This is a genomic window from Haladaptatus sp. T7, assembly GCF_026008575.1.
In the GTDB taxonomy this organism is placed as follows: Archaea; Halobacteriota; Halobacteria; order Halobacteriales; family Haladaptataceae; genus Haladaptatus; species Haladaptatus paucihalophilus.
The window spans coordinates 137986-152821 of record NZ_BROP01000007.1 but is presented as its reverse complement, the minus strand read 5'-3'; the positions used below and the strand labels follow the sequence as shown (position 1 = coordinate 152821).

Annotated in this window: 16 protein-coding genes; 12 read left to right on the top strand and 4 right to left on the bottom strand. The window is 64.3% G+C overall.

Annotated features, from left to right (window positions below; genetic code table 11):
- Positions 1 to 47: 47 nt before the first annotated feature.
- From OPC11_RS17985 to OPC11_RS17975, 3 genes are read left to right on the top strand one after another with little or no spacing between them, the layout of a single operon-like run.
- Entirely contained in the window at positions 48 to 662 is a 615-nt protein-coding gene (locus tag OPC11_RS17985; RefSeq protein ID WP_264782839.1) for a hypothetical protein, read from the top strand.
- A 60-nt stretch (positions 663 to 722) separates the two neighbouring features.
- Positions 723 to 1094 (top strand): hypothetical protein, encoded by a 372-nt coding sequence (locus OPC11_RS17980; RefSeq protein WP_007981833.1) that lies wholly within the window; start codon positions 723 to 725, stop codon positions 1092 to 1094.
- A gap of 20 nt (positions 1095 to 1114) precedes the next feature.
- Positions 1115 to 1828: a DICT sensory domain-containing protein gene (locus OPC11_RS17975; RefSeq protein ID WP_264782838.1), complete on the top strand. Its 714-nt coding sequence runs from the start codon at positions 1115 to 1117 to the stop codon at positions 1826 to 1828.
- Positions 1829 to 1865: 37 nt separating this feature from the next.
- On the opposite strand, the gene OPC11_RS17970 is transcribed toward OPC11_RS17975, so the two are convergent.
- Positions 1866 to 2348, bottom strand: coding sequence for a hypothetical protein (locus tag OPC11_RS17970; RefSeq protein ID WP_026177883.1), 483 nt, complete (start codon positions 2346 to 2348; stop codon positions 1866 to 1868).
- A 137-nt stretch (positions 2349 to 2485) separates the two neighbouring features.
- Here OPC11_RS17970 and OPC11_RS17965 point away from each other — a divergent pair, with 137 nt between their 5' ends.
- Positions 2486 to 2860 (top strand): helix-turn-helix domain-containing protein, encoded by a 375-nt coding sequence (locus tag OPC11_RS17965; protein WP_007981838.1) that lies wholly within the window; start codon positions 2486 to 2488, stop codon positions 2858 to 2860.
- 1 nt (position 2861) lies between these two features.
- Here OPC11_RS17965 and OPC11_RS17960 read toward each other — a convergent pair whose 3' ends face one another.
- Positions 2862 to 3692, bottom strand: a complete 831-nt coding sequence (locus OPC11_RS17960; protein ID WP_264782837.1) for a hypothetical protein — start codon at positions 3690 to 3692, stop codon at positions 2862 to 2864.
- Positions 3689 to 4966: a PQQ-binding-like beta-propeller repeat protein gene (locus OPC11_RS17955; protein WP_264782836.1), complete on the bottom strand. Its 1278-nt coding sequence runs from the start codon at positions 4964 to 4966 to the stop codon at positions 3689 to 3691. The genes OPC11_RS17960 and OPC11_RS17955 overlap by 4 nt, the downstream gene beginning before the upstream one ends.
- Positions 4967 to 5071: 105 nt before the next feature.
- Here OPC11_RS17955 and OPC11_RS17950 point away from each other — a divergent pair, with 105 nt between their 5' ends.
- The 6 genes from OPC11_RS17950 (at position 5072) to OPC11_RS17925 (ending at position 12244) form a co-directional block, all read left to right on the top strand.
- Positions 5072 to 5863, top strand: coding sequence for a hypothetical protein (locus OPC11_RS17950; protein ID WP_264782835.1), 792 nt, complete (start codon positions 5072 to 5074; stop codon positions 5861 to 5863).
- A gap of 328 nt (positions 5864 to 6191) precedes the next feature.
- Positions 6192 to 7781, top strand: coding sequence for an ABC transporter substrate-binding protein (locus OPC11_RS17945; protein WP_264782834.1), 1590 nt, complete (start codon positions 6192 to 6194; stop codon positions 7779 to 7781).
- A 37-nt stretch (positions 7782 to 7818) separates the two neighbouring features.
- Positions 7819 to 8817, top strand: coding sequence for an ABC transporter permease (locus OPC11_RS17940; protein WP_007981845.1), 999 nt, complete (start codon positions 7819 to 7821; stop codon positions 8815 to 8817).
- A gap of 1 nt (position 8818) precedes the next feature.
- Positions 8819 to 9808 carry an ABC transporter permease gene (locus OPC11_RS17935; protein ID WP_264782833.1) on the top strand — a complete coding sequence of 330 codons (990 nt, stop codon included), beginning with the start codon at positions 8819 to 8821 and terminating at the stop codon, positions 9806 to 9808.
- A gap of 10 nt (positions 9809 to 9818) precedes the next feature.
- On the top strand, positions 9819 to 10940 hold the full coding sequence (locus OPC11_RS17930; RefSeq protein ID WP_007981848.1) for an ABC transporter ATP-binding protein: 1122 nt from the start codon (positions 9819 to 9821) through the stop codon (positions 10938 to 10940).
- Positions 10941 to 10942: 2 nt separating this feature from the next.
- Positions 10943 to 12244, top strand: coding sequence for an oligopeptide/dipeptide ABC transporter ATP-binding protein (locus OPC11_RS17925; protein WP_303649049.1), 1302 nt, complete (start codon positions 10943 to 10945; stop codon positions 12242 to 12244).
- Here OPC11_RS17925 and OPC11_RS17920 read toward each other — a convergent pair whose 3' ends face one another.
- Positions 12245 to 12718 (bottom strand): hypothetical protein, encoded by a 474-nt coding sequence (locus OPC11_RS17920; RefSeq protein ID WP_007981852.1) that lies wholly within the window; start codon positions 12716 to 12718, stop codon positions 12245 to 12247.
- Between the two features lie 129 nt (positions 12719 to 12847).
- Between OPC11_RS17920 and OPC11_RS17915 the strand changes: the two genes are divergently transcribed.
- Together OPC11_RS17915 and OPC11_RS17910 are read left to right on the top strand one after the other, a co-directional pair.
- Positions 12848 to 13480 carry a LysE family translocator gene (locus OPC11_RS17915; RefSeq protein WP_264782832.1) on the top strand — a complete coding sequence of 211 codons (633 nt, stop codon included), beginning with the start codon at positions 12848 to 12850 and terminating at the stop codon, positions 13478 to 13480.
- 70 nt (positions 13481 to 13550) lie between these two features.
- Complete coding sequence (locus OPC11_RS17910; RefSeq protein WP_264782831.1) at positions 13551 to 14771, top strand: MFS transporter; 1221 nt, start codon at positions 13551 to 13553, stop codon at positions 14769 to 14771.
- The last annotated feature ends 65 nt before the right edge of the window (positions 14772 to 14836 follow it).

The window sequence follows — 14836 nt, the reverse complement described above, 5'->3', positions numbered from 1 at the left end:
GCGAGGTGAATATCGAGTGAAAACGGCCGCTTGGCGGTCGTGATACCGTGACGGAACAGACCGACTACTTCGACGACAGAATCGCGGACGCAATCCTCCACGGCTCGCCCTACGAGCGACTGCGCGTCCGACGGAACAGCCTCTTCGACCAACGTATCTCGACGAAACTGGCGTGGCAGAGCGTCGTGCTCCTCGCGCTCTCGCTCGTCGGACCGATAACGCTCGGCTATTCGGAATCGGTCGCGGCGCTATTTCCGGGCGGGACGCCGCTCACGTCCTCGCCCATCATCCTGATGCCCGGCGTGCTCGTCCTCCTCCTCGAAGCGGGCGCGGCGGCGGGACACGTCGCCGTCGCGGCGACCATCCTCACCAACGAGTCGGACCTCAGCACGCGCCGGATGCGTCAACTCCTGAGCGTCGAGGAGATGGCGTCGTTCTACGGCCTCATCGGCGGCGCGCTGCTCCTCACGATAACGGTGGCGTTCTTCCTCCTCGGGTACGCCGGAGTGGAGACGATTCAACAGTACACGACCGCCGGAGCGCAGGGACCGTTCGACGCGTCCGGAACCGGACTGAGCGTGCTGGCCGTCTCGACCGTCGCCTTCGTCGGGAGCGTCATGCTCTTTACGGCGAGTCGTCTGCTCGATACCCGAATGCGATAGCGGGCCGGACGGAACGCTTACTGACGTTCGCGGCGTGGGTGTGAGCATGGAGGAATCGGGATGGCGAGAGACACGGAGGACACGCTGTACGACATTCTCCTCGACCCGTCGCTCGACGACGACGTGTACCGAGCGTTAGCGAGCCGTCGCCGTCGGTACGCCGTCTACGCGCTGATGGAGTGGGACCGGGTTTCGATGGACGAACTGGCCGACGTTCTCACCGGGTGGCTCTACGCGAGCGAGTACCGAATGGCGACGCCGGACGACCGAAACCGATTGATTACGGAACTACGCCACGAGCACGTCCACATGCTACGGAAGGCGGGACTCGCCGGGTACGATTCGAGCGGAGACGGACTCGTACTCCCCGAGCTAGCCTATCCGGTCGCCAGACTGCTTCGCTGGGCGCGACGGAACGAGTATCCGAACTGACCGTCACGGGAGACGTTCAAATGGATCTTCGGGAAACCATCGCCGACGTGGAACGCAATCGAAAGACGCTCGTCGTCTACAGCGAGGACCCGTCCACCGACATCGCCGACGAGTTCGAGACGAAAAACGTCACGGTGCGGTACAATCGACTTCGGGGCGTCGGCCCGGACGAGTTCCTCGTCATCCGCGACCGCGACGGATTCAAGGGTGCAATCGGACTGACGTCGCTTCGAGAGTTTCTCACGCCGCCCGTCCGCGTCCCGTGGAGCGACGAGTTCGACCCGTCCGCGTTCCGCGACCTGCTGGCGCTGCTCGACCGAACCCTGTTCTCGTCGTTCGACCGTCGCCAGATGCTGGCGACGAGCCGCGAGTTCGAGGACCGCGCGTGGCGCGTCGGCGAGGGAACGCTCCACGTCGGCTTCCAGTCGTTGTCCGCGTTTCGCGCACAGACGGACGTGTACCGTCGCCTCGCGCGCGAGACGACCCTCGACGTCCACATCTACGGGCGGGCGAACTGGCAACCGCCGCGTATTCGAAACACGACCTATCGTGCCAGAAAGACGGGCGAAATCGGTTCGGTGTGGTTCATCGTCTACGACGGCGGCGGCGACGACCGGCAAAAATGCGCGCTGGTTGCCGAGGAGCGCGACGAGGGGCAATTTTTCGGCTTCTGGACCTACGACCCCTCGACGGTCGACGACCTCCGAACCCACCTCGAACGGACGTACGGGTGAGCAGAGAGCCGTCGCGGCGTTCGGCGACGGTCCCCGATTACCGATTTCGGACGACGGGATACAGCGCCCCCAACACCAGTCCGAAGACGGCGTGACCCATCAGACTGGTCGGGTTGACGTTCGGGACGGGAGGTGCCATCGGGAAGCCGACCGCCTGCAACCAGACGGGCATAACGAGGACGGCCGCGACGACCCAGAGCAGGACGCCGTACCCGACGCCGACCAGCGCGGACGTTCCGACCGAATCCGTCAGCGTTCGAAAGCGCGGCGTCGTCGCGATCGCGGCGAACACGACGCCGAAGATAGCCGCGTTTACCATGTGAATCACCCATCCGGCAAATCCACCGTCGAGTCCCCAAAGGGCGGGAATGGCGTGTTCGATGACCGGCCGCATCTGCACCGTCAGCATGACGCCCATCACCGCCCCCGCGACGAGTCCCGAACCGACGCCCGCTTGCCACGCGCCGTCCGTATTCGCTGCCGTTTCCGCCGTTCGTTCGGTCGCTGTTTCGGTTGCCATCACCCGTAACTACCGCGAATCTGGATAAGTCGATTTGGCGTGCGTGCGGTCGGGACGCACGTGCGTCGGGAATGCACGACCGGGGTGAGTTGAAGGTAACTGGGACGTTTATCGTCGTTCGTGTGGTCTGCTCACTCATGAACGACCCCGACCCACAACGATTCCGAAGCCTGATGCTCGCGGATGAGCCGGGGTTCGAAGACGTGTTGACCTGCGTGTTCTCAATCCAACCGCACGAGAGTCGAACCTATCTGGCGCTCTTAGAGCGTCCGAACAGCACGACCGAGGAGTTGGCGCGGACGACCGGCCGCGACCGAAGCAACGTCTCGCGGTCGCTTGCGACCCTGCGCGAGAAGGGGTTGGCGAGCAGACGCCGCCACCTCCTCGACGGCGGAGGGCACGTCTATCGCCACGAACCGACGCCCCTGTCGGAGGCGAAAGCGCTCATGCACCGAACGCTCGACGAGTGGTGTGCGTACGTCCACGGTCGAATCGACGAGTTCGGCGAGTGACTCACTCGTCGGACGCGAGCGCCGCCACCCGAACCGCTCCGAGCGTCGCCAACGGTGCGAAAACAGCGACCGCGAGGAACGTCCCGAGCGCCACTCGGAGCGATAGGGACGTGCTGGGCGCGTCGAGCAGCGGAAGGCTTCCGAGCCAGAACTGGAACGTCCCGACGAGCACGGAAAATCCGAGGACCGACACACCGTGGCCGGACACCGCGGCGGAACTCCGCCGAACCGCGTTCCGTATCGACGCACCCCGGGCCACCAGAACCGGCGCGGGAAACAGCCGCACGGAAACGAACACGAAAGCGAGGAAAGCGGCGAGCTTCCCGACGAACCCGAACGCCGCGCCCGTCGCGGCCACCAACGAGAGGACGGCCAGCAGACCGGCGAGATAGGCGGTTACCGACGCGACGTCACGCGGCGAGACGGAATCGCCATCGACGAGGGCGACGACGGCGGTGACCGCGGCCGCGGTCGCCGTCAACGAGGCGAGCCATACCGCGGCGATTCCGGCGACGGGGAGGAGACGAAGGCCGAACACCGCGCCGACGGGTCGGGTAACGAGCTGCACGGAACCGGGATGGGAAAGGACGGTGAGATGGGCGACGCCGTAGCGACCGATGGTTTCGAGCTGTACCGGAACCGGGTCGCGGAGTCGAACGAGGTTGAGGGCGGCGAGAACGATGCCCATCAACAGGAACGGCAGGGCGAGCGACGGCCGCGTTCGGAGGTCCCTGACGCTCCCTTCGAGCAGTCCGAAGGCGCTGATGTCCTCGTCGGACGGCGAGCCGATGCGGTTGACTCCCGCCCCCGAAATCCGGTCGTTTTCGCTCATCGGGATGCCTCCAAGGCGTAGAGCGCGAACCCGTCGGTGAACAGCAGCGCGCCGCCGCCGACCGCCGGAGAGGACGGGTCGCCTTTCGTCGGGAACGTCCAGAGCCGCCGACCGGTCTTCGCATCGAGCGCGACCAGCCCCGATTGGTCCGGGGCGTAGACCGTCTCTCCGGCGACGACGGGCGTCGTTTCGTGGCCGCCGACGCGGGCGGACCATCGGGTCCGCCCGGATTGGGGGTCAAGCGCGAGGAGAACCATTCCCTTCTCCCGCTCGACTTGCACGAACACCGCGTCGTCGGTGACGGTCAGCGACCCCTGTATCTCGGCGTACTCGCTGTCGCCGTCGAGGTGGCGGAACCAGCGGCGGTCACCGCTCTCGGCTTCGAAGGCGATGGCGTAGTCGTCGCGGACGCCGTACACGCCGTGGTCCGCGGCGGTCACGTAGCCCCATGTGAGGACCTGCTTGAAGGGCTGTCGTCGCCACCGGACCGCACCCGTCTCGGCGTCGAGCGCGGCGAACTCGTTGAGCCACGTCGCGACGTAGACGGTGCCGTCGTGGACGGACGCCCGCGAGGCCATTCCATCGGTCCGGTAGCGCCACCGTTCGGCCCCGCTGCTCGCGTCCAGCGCGAGCAGGGAGCGCTCGTCGAGGTGGGCCGGGACGAACACCAGTCCGTCCGCGACCACCGGCGGCGACCCGTCGTTCGATGGGAAGAACGACGACGCGAAGGACGACTCCGGCGCGGGCATCCGCCACCGATATCGAAGCTCGCCGCGGAGGTCCGGCGACGGGTTGACCGCGGAGACGCGCCGTCCGTCGGTCGAAATCACCGTCTCGTTGCGGTAGGCGGTGTCGGCCGCGATGGCGGGAAACTGCCCGTGGAACTCCGAGAGCAGCGTCCGCGTCGTGCCGTCGGCCACGTCCACGGCGAGGAGGTCACCGGTGGCGGTGTAGACCGTCCCGTCGTAGACGAGCGGCGACGACGGCGTTCCGAACACGGTCCGCGGCGTTCGTTTCCAGCGAACGTCGGGCTTCGACCGGAGCGAGAGTCCGTCCGGTTTGTAGCCGCTTCCCGCCGGGTCGTACCCGACGAGCGGCCAGTCGTCGCTCGAAACCGTCGGCGTGGCGGCGGGATAGACGGCGCTACAACCACCGAGCGTGCCCGCGACGGCGGCCGAGACGGCACCGAGGAAGCGCCGACGGGAGGAAGGCGAGGGGAGACGGGAGGGGGTCGAGGAAACGGGGGAATTCGAAGGAGGGCTGAAGTCGCTCACGTTTCGGTACAATCAGTGAGAAAACAAATACCGTTCGGATGGACGACATCCCGAACTGGTCTATCAGTCCACTTAACCGTCTTCGCGGATTTGCAACGGTAGCGAATGAGCTATCGAGACGCGGTTATGGCGGCGAAGTACGCCGGTGGGTCGAACGAGCAAGCGACGGCGCTCCATCAGCGACGACTCGAAACCGTCATCGACGGCAGGGGGTACTTCGACTTCGAGTCGCCGCGGGGCATCGTCGTCCACGTCGTCCCCACCGGCGTCTACGACGACGGTTACGCCATCGACCTCGGGGGCCACAGCGTCCTGCCGGAGGCCGACCCGTCGCGGCCGGAACAGCTCCCCGTCCTCGGGCGGGACGGCGCGCGCGGGTCGTGGACCGGCGACGGGTTCGGGGCCGTCGTCGAGACCGACGAACGCGACGCCCCCGCGGGCTACGCGCACCTCTTTTCGAACGGCGTCGTCGAGTCCGTCTCGGCGATTCCGTTCGAGTCGTCGGAATCCGACGCACCGCGACTCGACGGTCGAACCCTCGAACTCGAACTGACGCGGTGCGTCCGTCGGTATCTGCGCGTTCTCGCCTACCACCAGCGTATGGCTCCGGTTCACGTCGCACTCAGCGTGTTCGGCACGGACGGGCTTCGCCTCGATGCGAGCGGGAAGGAGGTGGGTGACGCGACGGCCGTCGAGGGAGTGACCGAGAAGAATAACATTATTAATGAAGGAATACTCGCTCCGTTTCCGGTCACGTTCGAAAACTACGACGTGGACGTGCGGGAGGCGTTGAGTGACCCCATCGATGCGCTCTGGCGAGGTGCCGGTCGTCCCGGCTCCCCCTTCGTTTCCGGCGATACGTGGGCGCTCCGGTCCGAGTTCACTCGAACGAAGTGAGCGGACGCCCGGGTGTCGAGTCGTCGGTTGCGTTGGGCGAAATTTTCCTCGCTTCGACACATGCCCCGAAATTTAATCATAATAGCAACAAGAATGGAGAATAATTACGACGATACGAGTGATTCTTTTCCGGGATTCAGTTCCACATCGGCGACATATTCTATCGAATACTAGTATCGGAACGAACGTCGTAGGCCGTGCTTACCGATTTCGACCACACGTTTCAGGCACCCAATAACAATGATTGGCTCAGTAAAAAAGATTCGACAGTTGCTCATATCCGCGGACTGCGGACGAGCGGCGAACCCATCAACGAATCACAGAACACATGACGAAAAAAAGCACCATACCAGACTCGATAAAGCGACGACGGCTTCTACAGGGCCTCGGTGCAACCGGTGCCGCGGCGCTCGCTGGCTGTACAGGCAGTCAACAGGGCGGAGGCGGTGGCGGAAAGCTGAACCTCGCGCAGGTCAAAAGTCCGCTCGAATTCGACCCCATCGTCCTCAACGACGTCCCATCCCAACAGGTATCGGACCGCGTGTTCGAGGGGCTGTATACGTACAACTCGGGCATCGAAATCGTCCCCCACATCGCAACCGGGGAACCGACGGTGAAGAACAACGGAAAGACGTACATCGTCGAGATGCAAAAGGGGGTGAAGTTCCAGAACGGGGACTCCATGACGCCCGAGGACGTGAAGTACTCCTTCGAAGCACCCGTCAAGGAGGAGACGGAGAACGCGGCCACGTACACGATGATAGACACCGTCACGCCGATGGGAGATCGAAAGGTCAAGTTCGATCTGAAATATCCGTACGGGCCGTTCATGAACATCCTGACCGCTTCCATCGTCCCGAAGAAGGTCCGGGAGAAGGACAAAAAGAAGTTCAACAAGAAGAATCCCGTCGGCTCCGGTCCGTTCAAATTCGACGGCTGGCAGGAGGGCAACTTCGCCAGAATCAAGCGCTGGGATAACTACTGGGGCAAGCCGGAACCGAACCTCTCCGAGGTCAAGTTCGTGCCGGTCGAGGAACCCACGACCCGACTCACGAGCCTGCAGACCGGGGAAAACGACGTTATCGAGGAGATTCCGCCGAAGCTCTGGAAGCAGGTCGAGAACATGAACGACGCGTCCATCGCATCCAAACTCGGGATGGGCTACTTCTATCTGGCCTTCAACTGCAAGAAGGGTCCGACGACGGACCCCAAGGTTCGGGAGGCCATCGACTACTGCTTCAACATGGACCAGGCCGTGTCGAACTTCGTCGAACCGACCGGCGTCCGCCAGTACAGCCCGCTGCCGGAACAGCTCTCGAAGCAGTGGGGCTTCCCGCTGGAGAAGTGGAAGAAGATTCCCCACAACAAGAACATCGACAAGGCAAAGGAGATGCTGGACAGTTCGGACAAGGTTCCGGACAACTGGAACGCCAATATCATCGTTCCGCCGGACGACAAGCGCCAGCAACTCGGCGTCACCGTGGCGAACGGGCTGAAGGAAGCCGGATACAACGCCAACGTCCAGCGCCTCGACTGGGGTGCGTTCCTCGAAAAGTACGTCTCGGGCAAGCCGAGCGACTACAACATGTACACGCTGGGCTGGTCCGGCGGTCCGGACCCCGACGACTTCCTGTACTACTTCTTCACGAAGTCGGCCCACGGGACGACCGACGGCACCTACTACACGGGCGTGGACAAACAGGTCCAGCAGGCGCGGAAAACCGCGAACCACGCCGAACGCAAGAAACTGTACAGCAACGCCATCACCAAGTTGCTCAACGACCGGGCGCACCTGCCGTCGTACAACTTGAAAAACAGCTTCGGGGTCAAACAGGACGTGAACGGGTTCATGGCGCATCCCTTGTTGAGTTTCGTTCTCTCGACGAGCTACACCAACGTGTCCATCGGGGCGCAGTAGCTCGACCCCCGTTTCGATACGACTCACCGACAATACAATGGGAATCTTCCGCTATACGATTCGACGCTTGCTGCAGGCCATCCCCGTCCTCATCGGCATCGTCACGATAACGTTTCTGTTGACGAACGCGATTCCGGGCAACCCGGTGCAGATAATGCTCGGACCCTCGCCGAGCGCACAGATGGTCCAAGAGATACGCGCACAGTACGGGCTGAACCAACCGCTTCCGGTGCGGTACGTGAACTACCTCGTCTCGGTCGCGCAGGGGAACCTCGGCCAGAGCATCTACTACGGGGTCCCCGTGACGCAGAAGATAATGGAGCGACTGCCGGTGACGCTCCTGCTCATGCTGTCGAGTTTCACGTTCGCACTCGTCGCCGCCATTCCGCTGGGCATCGTCTCGGCCAAACGGCGCAACAAACCGACCGACCACATATCGCGCGTCGTCGCCCTCATCGGCGTCAGCACGCCGTCGTTCTGGATCGGACTGATGCTCATCATCATCTTCGCGTACTACCTGAACTGGCTTCCGGCGACGGGGCTGGTGCTCCCGTGGGCGAGTCCGAGTTCGGTCGAGGGGGCGTCCTCCCGGGGCGACGTGCTCTGGCAGACGTTCACCCACCTGTTGCTCCCGACGCTCTCGCTCGGAACGCTCCAGATGGCCGCTATCACGCGAATCGAACGGTCGTCCATGCTGGAAGTGCTCCAACAGGAGTACGTGAAGCTGGCGCGCGCCTACGGCGTCGCGGAGCGCACCATCGTCCGAAAGCACGCGTTTCGAAACGCACAACTCCCCGTCATCACCGTCGTCGGCCTGCAACTCACGTCGGCGCTCGGCGGGGCGGTGCTGACCGAAACCGTGTTCAACATCAACGGAATGGGGCGGCTCATCATCACGGCGATCAACAATCAGGACTACCCGCTGGTCATGGGGACGACGATATTCTTCGGTCTGACGTTCATCCTGGGCGTCGTCATAACCGACCTTTCGTACGCGTACATCGACCCGCGAGTGACCTACGACGAGGTGGACTAAGATGGGAACTGGAGAAGCAAGTTCGACGGACGTTCGCAACGCGAGCAGGAACGAACAGGCTGACGACGGGGGGAAAGTCGAAGCCCGCGTCGGATGGCGATACACGCTCAGCCAGATACGCAAGGACACGACCGCGCGGCTCGGGTTCTACATCATCGGCTTCATCTTCGTGGTCGCGGTCTTCGCGTGGATAGACGCGAAGCTCTTCGATTACGCCATCATCAGTAGCTTCTGGCACAACCCGGTGAACGACCCGTCGAACGCCAAGATTCTGCGTCCCCCGGCGTGGACGAGCAACACGTTCGGCCCCGGACTGTGGGAGTACCCGCTCGGAACCGACCACCGCGGTCGAGACATCCTCGTCCGACTCGTCTACGGCTCCCGAATCGCCATGCAAGTCGGCATCGTCTCGACTGGATTCGGTCTCATATGCGGGACGCTCGTCGGTGCCGTCGCGGGCTATCACGGCGGATGGGTAGACGACGTGCTGATGCGCGTTGCCGAGACGCTGTACGCGATTCCGTTCCTCGTGCTGGTCATCGCGTTCATGGCCGCGTTCGGCCGCGACCTGACGTTCGCCATGATCGGCGTCGGCATCACGACGATTCCGGTGTTCGCCCGCCTGATTCGGTCGCGGGTGGTCAGCGTCCGGGAGGAGGAGTACATCGAGGCGGCGAAAGCGGCGGGCGTCCGCGACCGGAACATCATCCTCCGGCACGTGATTCCCAACAGTTTCGCACCCGTCCTCGTGCAGGCGACGTTGCAGGTCGGCATCAGCATCCTCATCGTCGCGGGACTCTCGTTCCTCGGGTTCGGCGCACAGCCCCCCACGCCGTCGTGGGGGCAGATGTTGAGTCAATCGCGCGGCTACATGCTTCCCGACCCGTGGTTCAGCCTCTGGCCGGGACTCGCCATCCTCGTCACCGTGATGGGGTTCAACCTGCTCGGTGACGGCCTGCGGGACGCGCTCGACCCGCGAATCAAGAACTGACGGAGACACCATGACTGATACACTGTTACACATCGACGACCTGAAGACGCAGTTTTTCACCGAGGAGGGCGTCGTCCGCGCGGTGGACGGCATCTCCTTCGACGTAAAGGAAGGCGAAATCGTCGGCCTCGTGGGCGAATCCGGGGCCGGAAAGAGCGTCGCCGCACAGAGCATCTTGCGCCTCATCGACCCGCCCGGCGAAATCGTCGGCGGCGAGGTTCGGTTCCGCGACGAGGTGCTGTTCGGCCTCGAAGAAGGTCCGGACGGCGAACTCCGCCAACGCGACGAGATGCTCTCGAACGACGAGATGCGCCGACGGATTCGCGGCCGCGAAATCGCCATCATCTTCCAAGACCCGATGGAGAGCCTGAACCCGGTGTTCACGGTGGGCGACCAACTTCGGGAGTTCATCAAACTCAACCGCGGCCTCTCGAAGAGCGAGGCCAAGGAGGAGGCTATCGACATGCTCCGCGAGGTGGGCATCCCGGAACCGGTAGAACGGTACGACAACTACCCCCACCAGTTCTCCGGGGGGATGCGCCAGCGCGTGCTCATCGCCATGGCGCTGGCCTGCGAGCCGAGTCTCATCATCGCGGACGAACCGACGACGGCGCTCGACGTGACCGTCGAGGGCCAAATCCTCTCGCTCGTGGACGAGCTACAGGACAAGTACGACACGAGTTTCATCTGGGTCACCCACGACATGGGCGTCGTCGCCGAACTCTGTGACCGCGTGAACGTGATGTACCTCGGCGAAATCGTCGAGCAGGCGACCGTGGACGACCTGTTCTACGACACGAAACACCCCTACACCGAGGCGCTGTTGGATTCCATGCCCCGCCCCGACCAGACCGTCGAGGAATTGAATCCGATTCGGGGCGTCATGCCCGAGGCCATCGACCCGCCGCGGGGCTGTCGGTTCCACACCCGCTGTCCCGACGCCCGCGAAATCTGCACGGAGGTCCACCCCGACTGTCGGGAGGTGTCGGACCAAGGCGAAAACACGCACAAGGCGGCGTGCGTGAAACACGACGCCTTCGACGTGGGCTACGAGTTCAGCGACCCCATCGAGATTCGCGCCGAGACGGGTATCACGGGTGATGTCGTCACCGACCCGCAGGAGGGTGACTGACCGTGAGTGATTCGATGGCGACGGAAAAAGTGGCCGACGAGGAACCGAAGATGGGCGAACCGCTGCTCGAAGTGGACGGCCTCACGAAACATTTCGCCGACAGCGGCGGCTTCCTGTCGGGGGTGTTCGGGGAGCAAAAGCCGGTCCGCGCCGTCGAAGACGTGTCGTTCACCATTCGAAAGGGCGAAACGCTCGGCCTCGTCGGCGAGTCGGGATGTGGCAAGAGCACGCTCGCGCGGGCCATTCTTCGGCTGGTCGAACCGACCGACGGGACGGTGTATTTCAAGGGCGAGAACCTGACCGCGTTGGACGGGGAGGGGCTTCGGTCCCAGCGCAAGGACGTCCAGATGATATTTCAGGACCCGCAGTCCTCGCTCGACCCGCGGATGAAAATCGGTCCCATCGTCGAGGAACCGATGAAGGCCCACGGGATGTACGATTCCGAGGGACGGGAGGCGAGGGCGCGCGAACTGCTCGAAAAGGTCGGTCTCGACCCGCAACACTACAACCGGCATCCGCACGCCTTCTCCGGCGGGCAGCGACAGCGGGTGAATCTGGCGCGCGCCTTGAGCGTGAACCCGGACTTCATCGTCTGTGACGAACCCGTCACCGCTCTCGACGTCTCCATTCAGGCGCAGGTGCTCAACACCATGCGGTCGCTGCAGGACGAGTTCGGTCTGACCTACCTGTTCATCGCCCACGACCTCTCCGTCATCCGCCACATCTCCGACCGCGTGGCGGTGATGTACCTCGGACAGTTGGTCGAACTCGCGGAGAAGGAGGAACTATACGAGAACCCGCAGCATCCCTACACGCAGGCCCTGTTGGAGTCGATTCCCGTTCCCGACCCGCGACTGGAGGGGACTCGCGGCGTCCTCGAAGGCGACGTGCCGAGTCCCATCGACCCGCCGTCCGGGTGTCGCTTCCGAACCCGGTGTCCGAAGCTCATCGCGCCGAAGGAGTACGACCTCTCCCGCGAGGAGTGGGAGAACACGCGGGCGTTCCTTCGGGAGGTCCAGCGTCGGTCGTTCGAACCGACGACGAAGGAAGAGATAGAGAATCGCTTCTTCGACGGCGAGAAACCGCACGGCGACGCGGGGCGAATCGTGGACGACGCCGCCGGACGAATCGTGGACGGCGACTGGGACGGCGCGACCGAACTGCTGAACGAGTCGTTCGCCGAGAAGAGCATCTGTGCGAGACAGGTTCCCGAGTACGAGGTTCCGACGGAGTACGGAACCGCACCGCACGACGCCGCCTGTCACCGTCACCGGGACGACGTGCTCGACGGAATCCAGCAGTAGCTATCGAATCGTGACGGTCGTCTCGTCCCGCGGTCGTTCGTCCCCCGTGGCGAGGTATGCGGCGACCGTGTACTCGCCGGGGTCGGCGGGACGACGGGAGGGTTCGTCCGTTCGTTCGAATCGCCCGTCCCACGTCACGGTGGTCCGCTTTTTCTCCCGCGCCCGGAAGTAGAAGGCGTTCGGACGGTTTCGGACGTAGTAGGCTTCGTCGCTGGCTTCGAGTTCGCCGTCCACTTCCCACGCCCAGAGGCGCTGGCGCGGGGTTTCGACGACGACGGGGAACGGGCTTCGATTCTCGAACGTCACGGTGATGGGAATCTCGTCGCCGACGGCGTACCGCGCCTCAGGAACCGAGACGGAAACCGCGACGCTCCGCCGGGCGACCCACTGGGGGACGAGCGCCCGGATAGCGCGCCCGAGGTAATCGACGTTGCCCTCGAAACCCAACTGGTCGTCCGACTCGGTTCGTGACATGGCCCTTGGTTATCCAAATCCGTCCACCGTGGTGGCTTTTGTGGCTTCCTTCCGCGCTCGGTCGTCGTGGATGAACCCGTGGTTTGCCAACGACCCAGCGTTTATCTCCGTCGTTCCCATTCCCTTCGTATGGTCGATACGGGCGTTCTCGTAGCCTTCGTTCCGGCCGCGCTCGCGCTGAACGTCGCGCCGGGACCGGACAGCATCTACACGTTGAAACGGAGCATCAGCGACGGCCGAACCGCCGGGGTGATGGCCGCCGCGGGAACGTCCACCGGGAGTCTCGTTCACACGACCGCCGCCGTCCTCGGTCTGTCCGCCCTCCTCAAGGCGTCGGCCCTCGCGTTCACCGCCGTCAAACTCGTCGGCGCGGCGTACCTCCTCTATCTCGGCGTGACGACGTTCAGGAATCGAGACGAGTTCGACATCGCCTCGGACGGGGAAACGCAATCGCACGCCGAGTCGTTCCGGCAGGCGTTCGTCATCAACGTCAGCAATCCGAAGGTCGCCGTGTTCTTCCTCGCCTTCCTCCCGCAGTTCGTCGAATCGAGCGGGAACGCCCCCGTCCAGATATTCACGCTCGGCGTCCTGTTCGGCTGTCTCGGCTTCTGTTATCAGGCGGCGTTGGCGACGTTCTCCAGTCGCGCGCGGCGGGTGATACTCGAACGCGCCGTCGTCCGGGACCTCCTCCGCTACGCCAGCGCGAGCGTGTTGGTCGGGTTCGGCGTCGAACTTCTGCTCGAAAAGCGCGTGGTGAACTGACGGAGCGCCGCGGCCGCCGTGGTGCGACGATGTAGATACCGTTTTCCGGGCGTGCTCCCAATTCGGAACGATGACGCAGGTGATGGATGGCGTCCGTAGCGTGCGCGGCGAGCGCGTCCGTCTCGCCGCCGTGATTTGGGCGGTACTGCTCGCACAGGTGCTCCTCTATCCCGGCGTTCCGGACCTCGTGGTCCACCTCGGGGCGGGCGAACAACTCGACGGCGGGACGTGGTTTCTGGTCGCCGAGTTCGCCGCGTTCGTGGTGTGTGCCGGAATCTGGGGCCACCTGAGCGACCGTCTCGGAACCCGCGTTCCGCTCGTCGTTTTCGGTGCGGTCGGCGCGGCGGCCGGGTACGCGGCGCTCGCGCTGGCACCGGCGTTGGGCGTCCCGTTCGGCGGGGTTCTGGCACTCCGCGTGGTGCAGGGGGCGGCGACCATCGCGGCGTTCTCGCTCTCGATGACGATGTTGATGGACCTCCGGGGCGGCCACGGACGGAACATGGGCGCGGCCGGAATCGCCATCGGCCTCGGAACCGCGATGGGTGCGCCGATAGGCGGCCAACTCGCCGAGGTTCACCCGACGACGCCGCTCGCCGTTGCGAGCGTCCTCATGGTCGGGACAGCAGTGCTCGCCCGCTCGGTACCCGACCGCGTGCCGTCGTCCTCGCGGGAGACCGCCGCGGCCGCCTTGAAACGGCTCCGCGAGCGCCCCGAACTGTCGATTCCGTACGCGTTCGGATTCATCGACCGGCTCACCGCGGGCTTTTTCGCGCTCGTCGGGACGCTCTACTTCCAATCGGAGTTCGGTCTCGACGCGGGCGCGACGGGGCTGATGCTCATGCTCTTTTTCGCCCCGTTCGCCCTGTTGCAGTACCCGATGGGCAAACTCTCCGACCGCATCGGCCGGTTCGTCCCCATCGTCGTCGGGTCCGTCTGCTACGGCGTCACCATCGTCGCCGTGGGCCTCGCACCGACCGTCCCGCTCGCGGCCGCGGCGATGGTCGCGGTCGGCGTCGGCGGCGCGTTCGTCTCGCCCGCGACGATGGCGCTCGTGACCGACATCGCGGGCGATAGCGATAGAGGGGTCGCCATGGCCGGGTTCAACGCCGCCGGAAGTCTCGGGTTCCTGACCGGGTTCCTCGTCGGCGGCGGCCTCGCCGACCGACTCGGATTCACGACGGCGTTCGCGGTCACCGGGCTGCTCGAAATCGCCATCGCGTTGGTCGCCTTCCGCGCCGTATACCGCCTCGGCGACCGCATCGAGCGCACCCCGACGCGGACGGACGGGTGAGTCCCGGCTACCCAAACGATTATTACCACCGCCGTTTTTAGGCTAGCCTAAAGAATCACTTCGTC

What these genes read in the sequence shown, in the direction of transcription:
- OPC11_RS17980 (WP_007981833.1), top strand. Translation starts at nt 723, where the DNA reads ATGGCGAGAGACACGGAGGACACGCTGTACGACATTCTCCTCGACCCG.
- OPC11_RS17975 (WP_264782838.1), top strand. Translation starts at nt 1,115, where the DNA reads ATGGATCTTCGGGAAACCATCGCCGACGTGGAACGCAATCGAAAGACG.
- OPC11_RS17970 (WP_026177883.1), bottom strand. Translation starts at nt 2,348, where the DNA reads ATGGCAACCGAAACAGCGACCGAACGAACGGCGGAAACGGCAGCGAAT.
- OPC11_RS17965 (WP_007981838.1), top strand. Translation starts at nt 2,486, where the DNA reads ATGAACGACCCCGACCCACAACGATTCCGAAGCCTGATGCTCGCGGAT.
- OPC11_RS17960 (WP_264782837.1), bottom strand. Translation starts at nt 3,692, where the DNA reads ATGAGCGAAAACGACCGGATTTCGGGGGCGGGAGTCAACCGCATCGGC.
- OPC11_RS17950 (WP_264782835.1), top strand. Translation starts at nt 5,072, where the DNA reads ATGAGCTATCGAGACGCGGTTATGGCGGCGAAGTACGCCGGTGGGTCG.
- OPC11_RS17945 (WP_264782834.1), top strand. Translation starts at nt 6,192, where the DNA reads ATGACGAAAAAAAGCACCATACCAGACTCGATAAAGCGACGACGGCTT.
- OPC11_RS17940 (WP_007981845.1), top strand. Translation starts at nt 7,819, where the DNA reads ATGGGAATCTTCCGCTATACGATTCGACGCTTGCTGCAGGCCATCCCC.
- OPC11_RS17935 (WP_264782833.1), top strand. Translation starts at nt 8,819, where the DNA reads ATGGGAACTGGAGAAGCAAGTTCGACGGACGTTCGCAACGCGAGCAGG.
- OPC11_RS17930 (WP_007981848.1), top strand. Translation starts at nt 9,819, where the DNA reads ATGACTGATACACTGTTACACATCGACGACCTGAAGACGCAGTTTTTC.
- OPC11_RS17920 (WP_007981852.1), bottom strand. Translation starts at nt 12,718, where the DNA reads ATGTCACGAACCGAGTCGGACGACCAGTTGGGTTTCGAGGGCAACGTC.
- OPC11_RS17915 (WP_264782832.1), top strand. Translation starts at nt 12,848, where the DNA reads ATGGTCGATACGGGCGTTCTCGTAGCCTTCGTTCCGGCCGCGCTCGCG.
- OPC11_RS17910 (WP_264782831.1), top strand. Translation starts at nt 13,551, where the DNA reads ATGACGCAGGTGATGGATGGCGTCCGTAGCGTGCGCGGCGAGCGCGTC.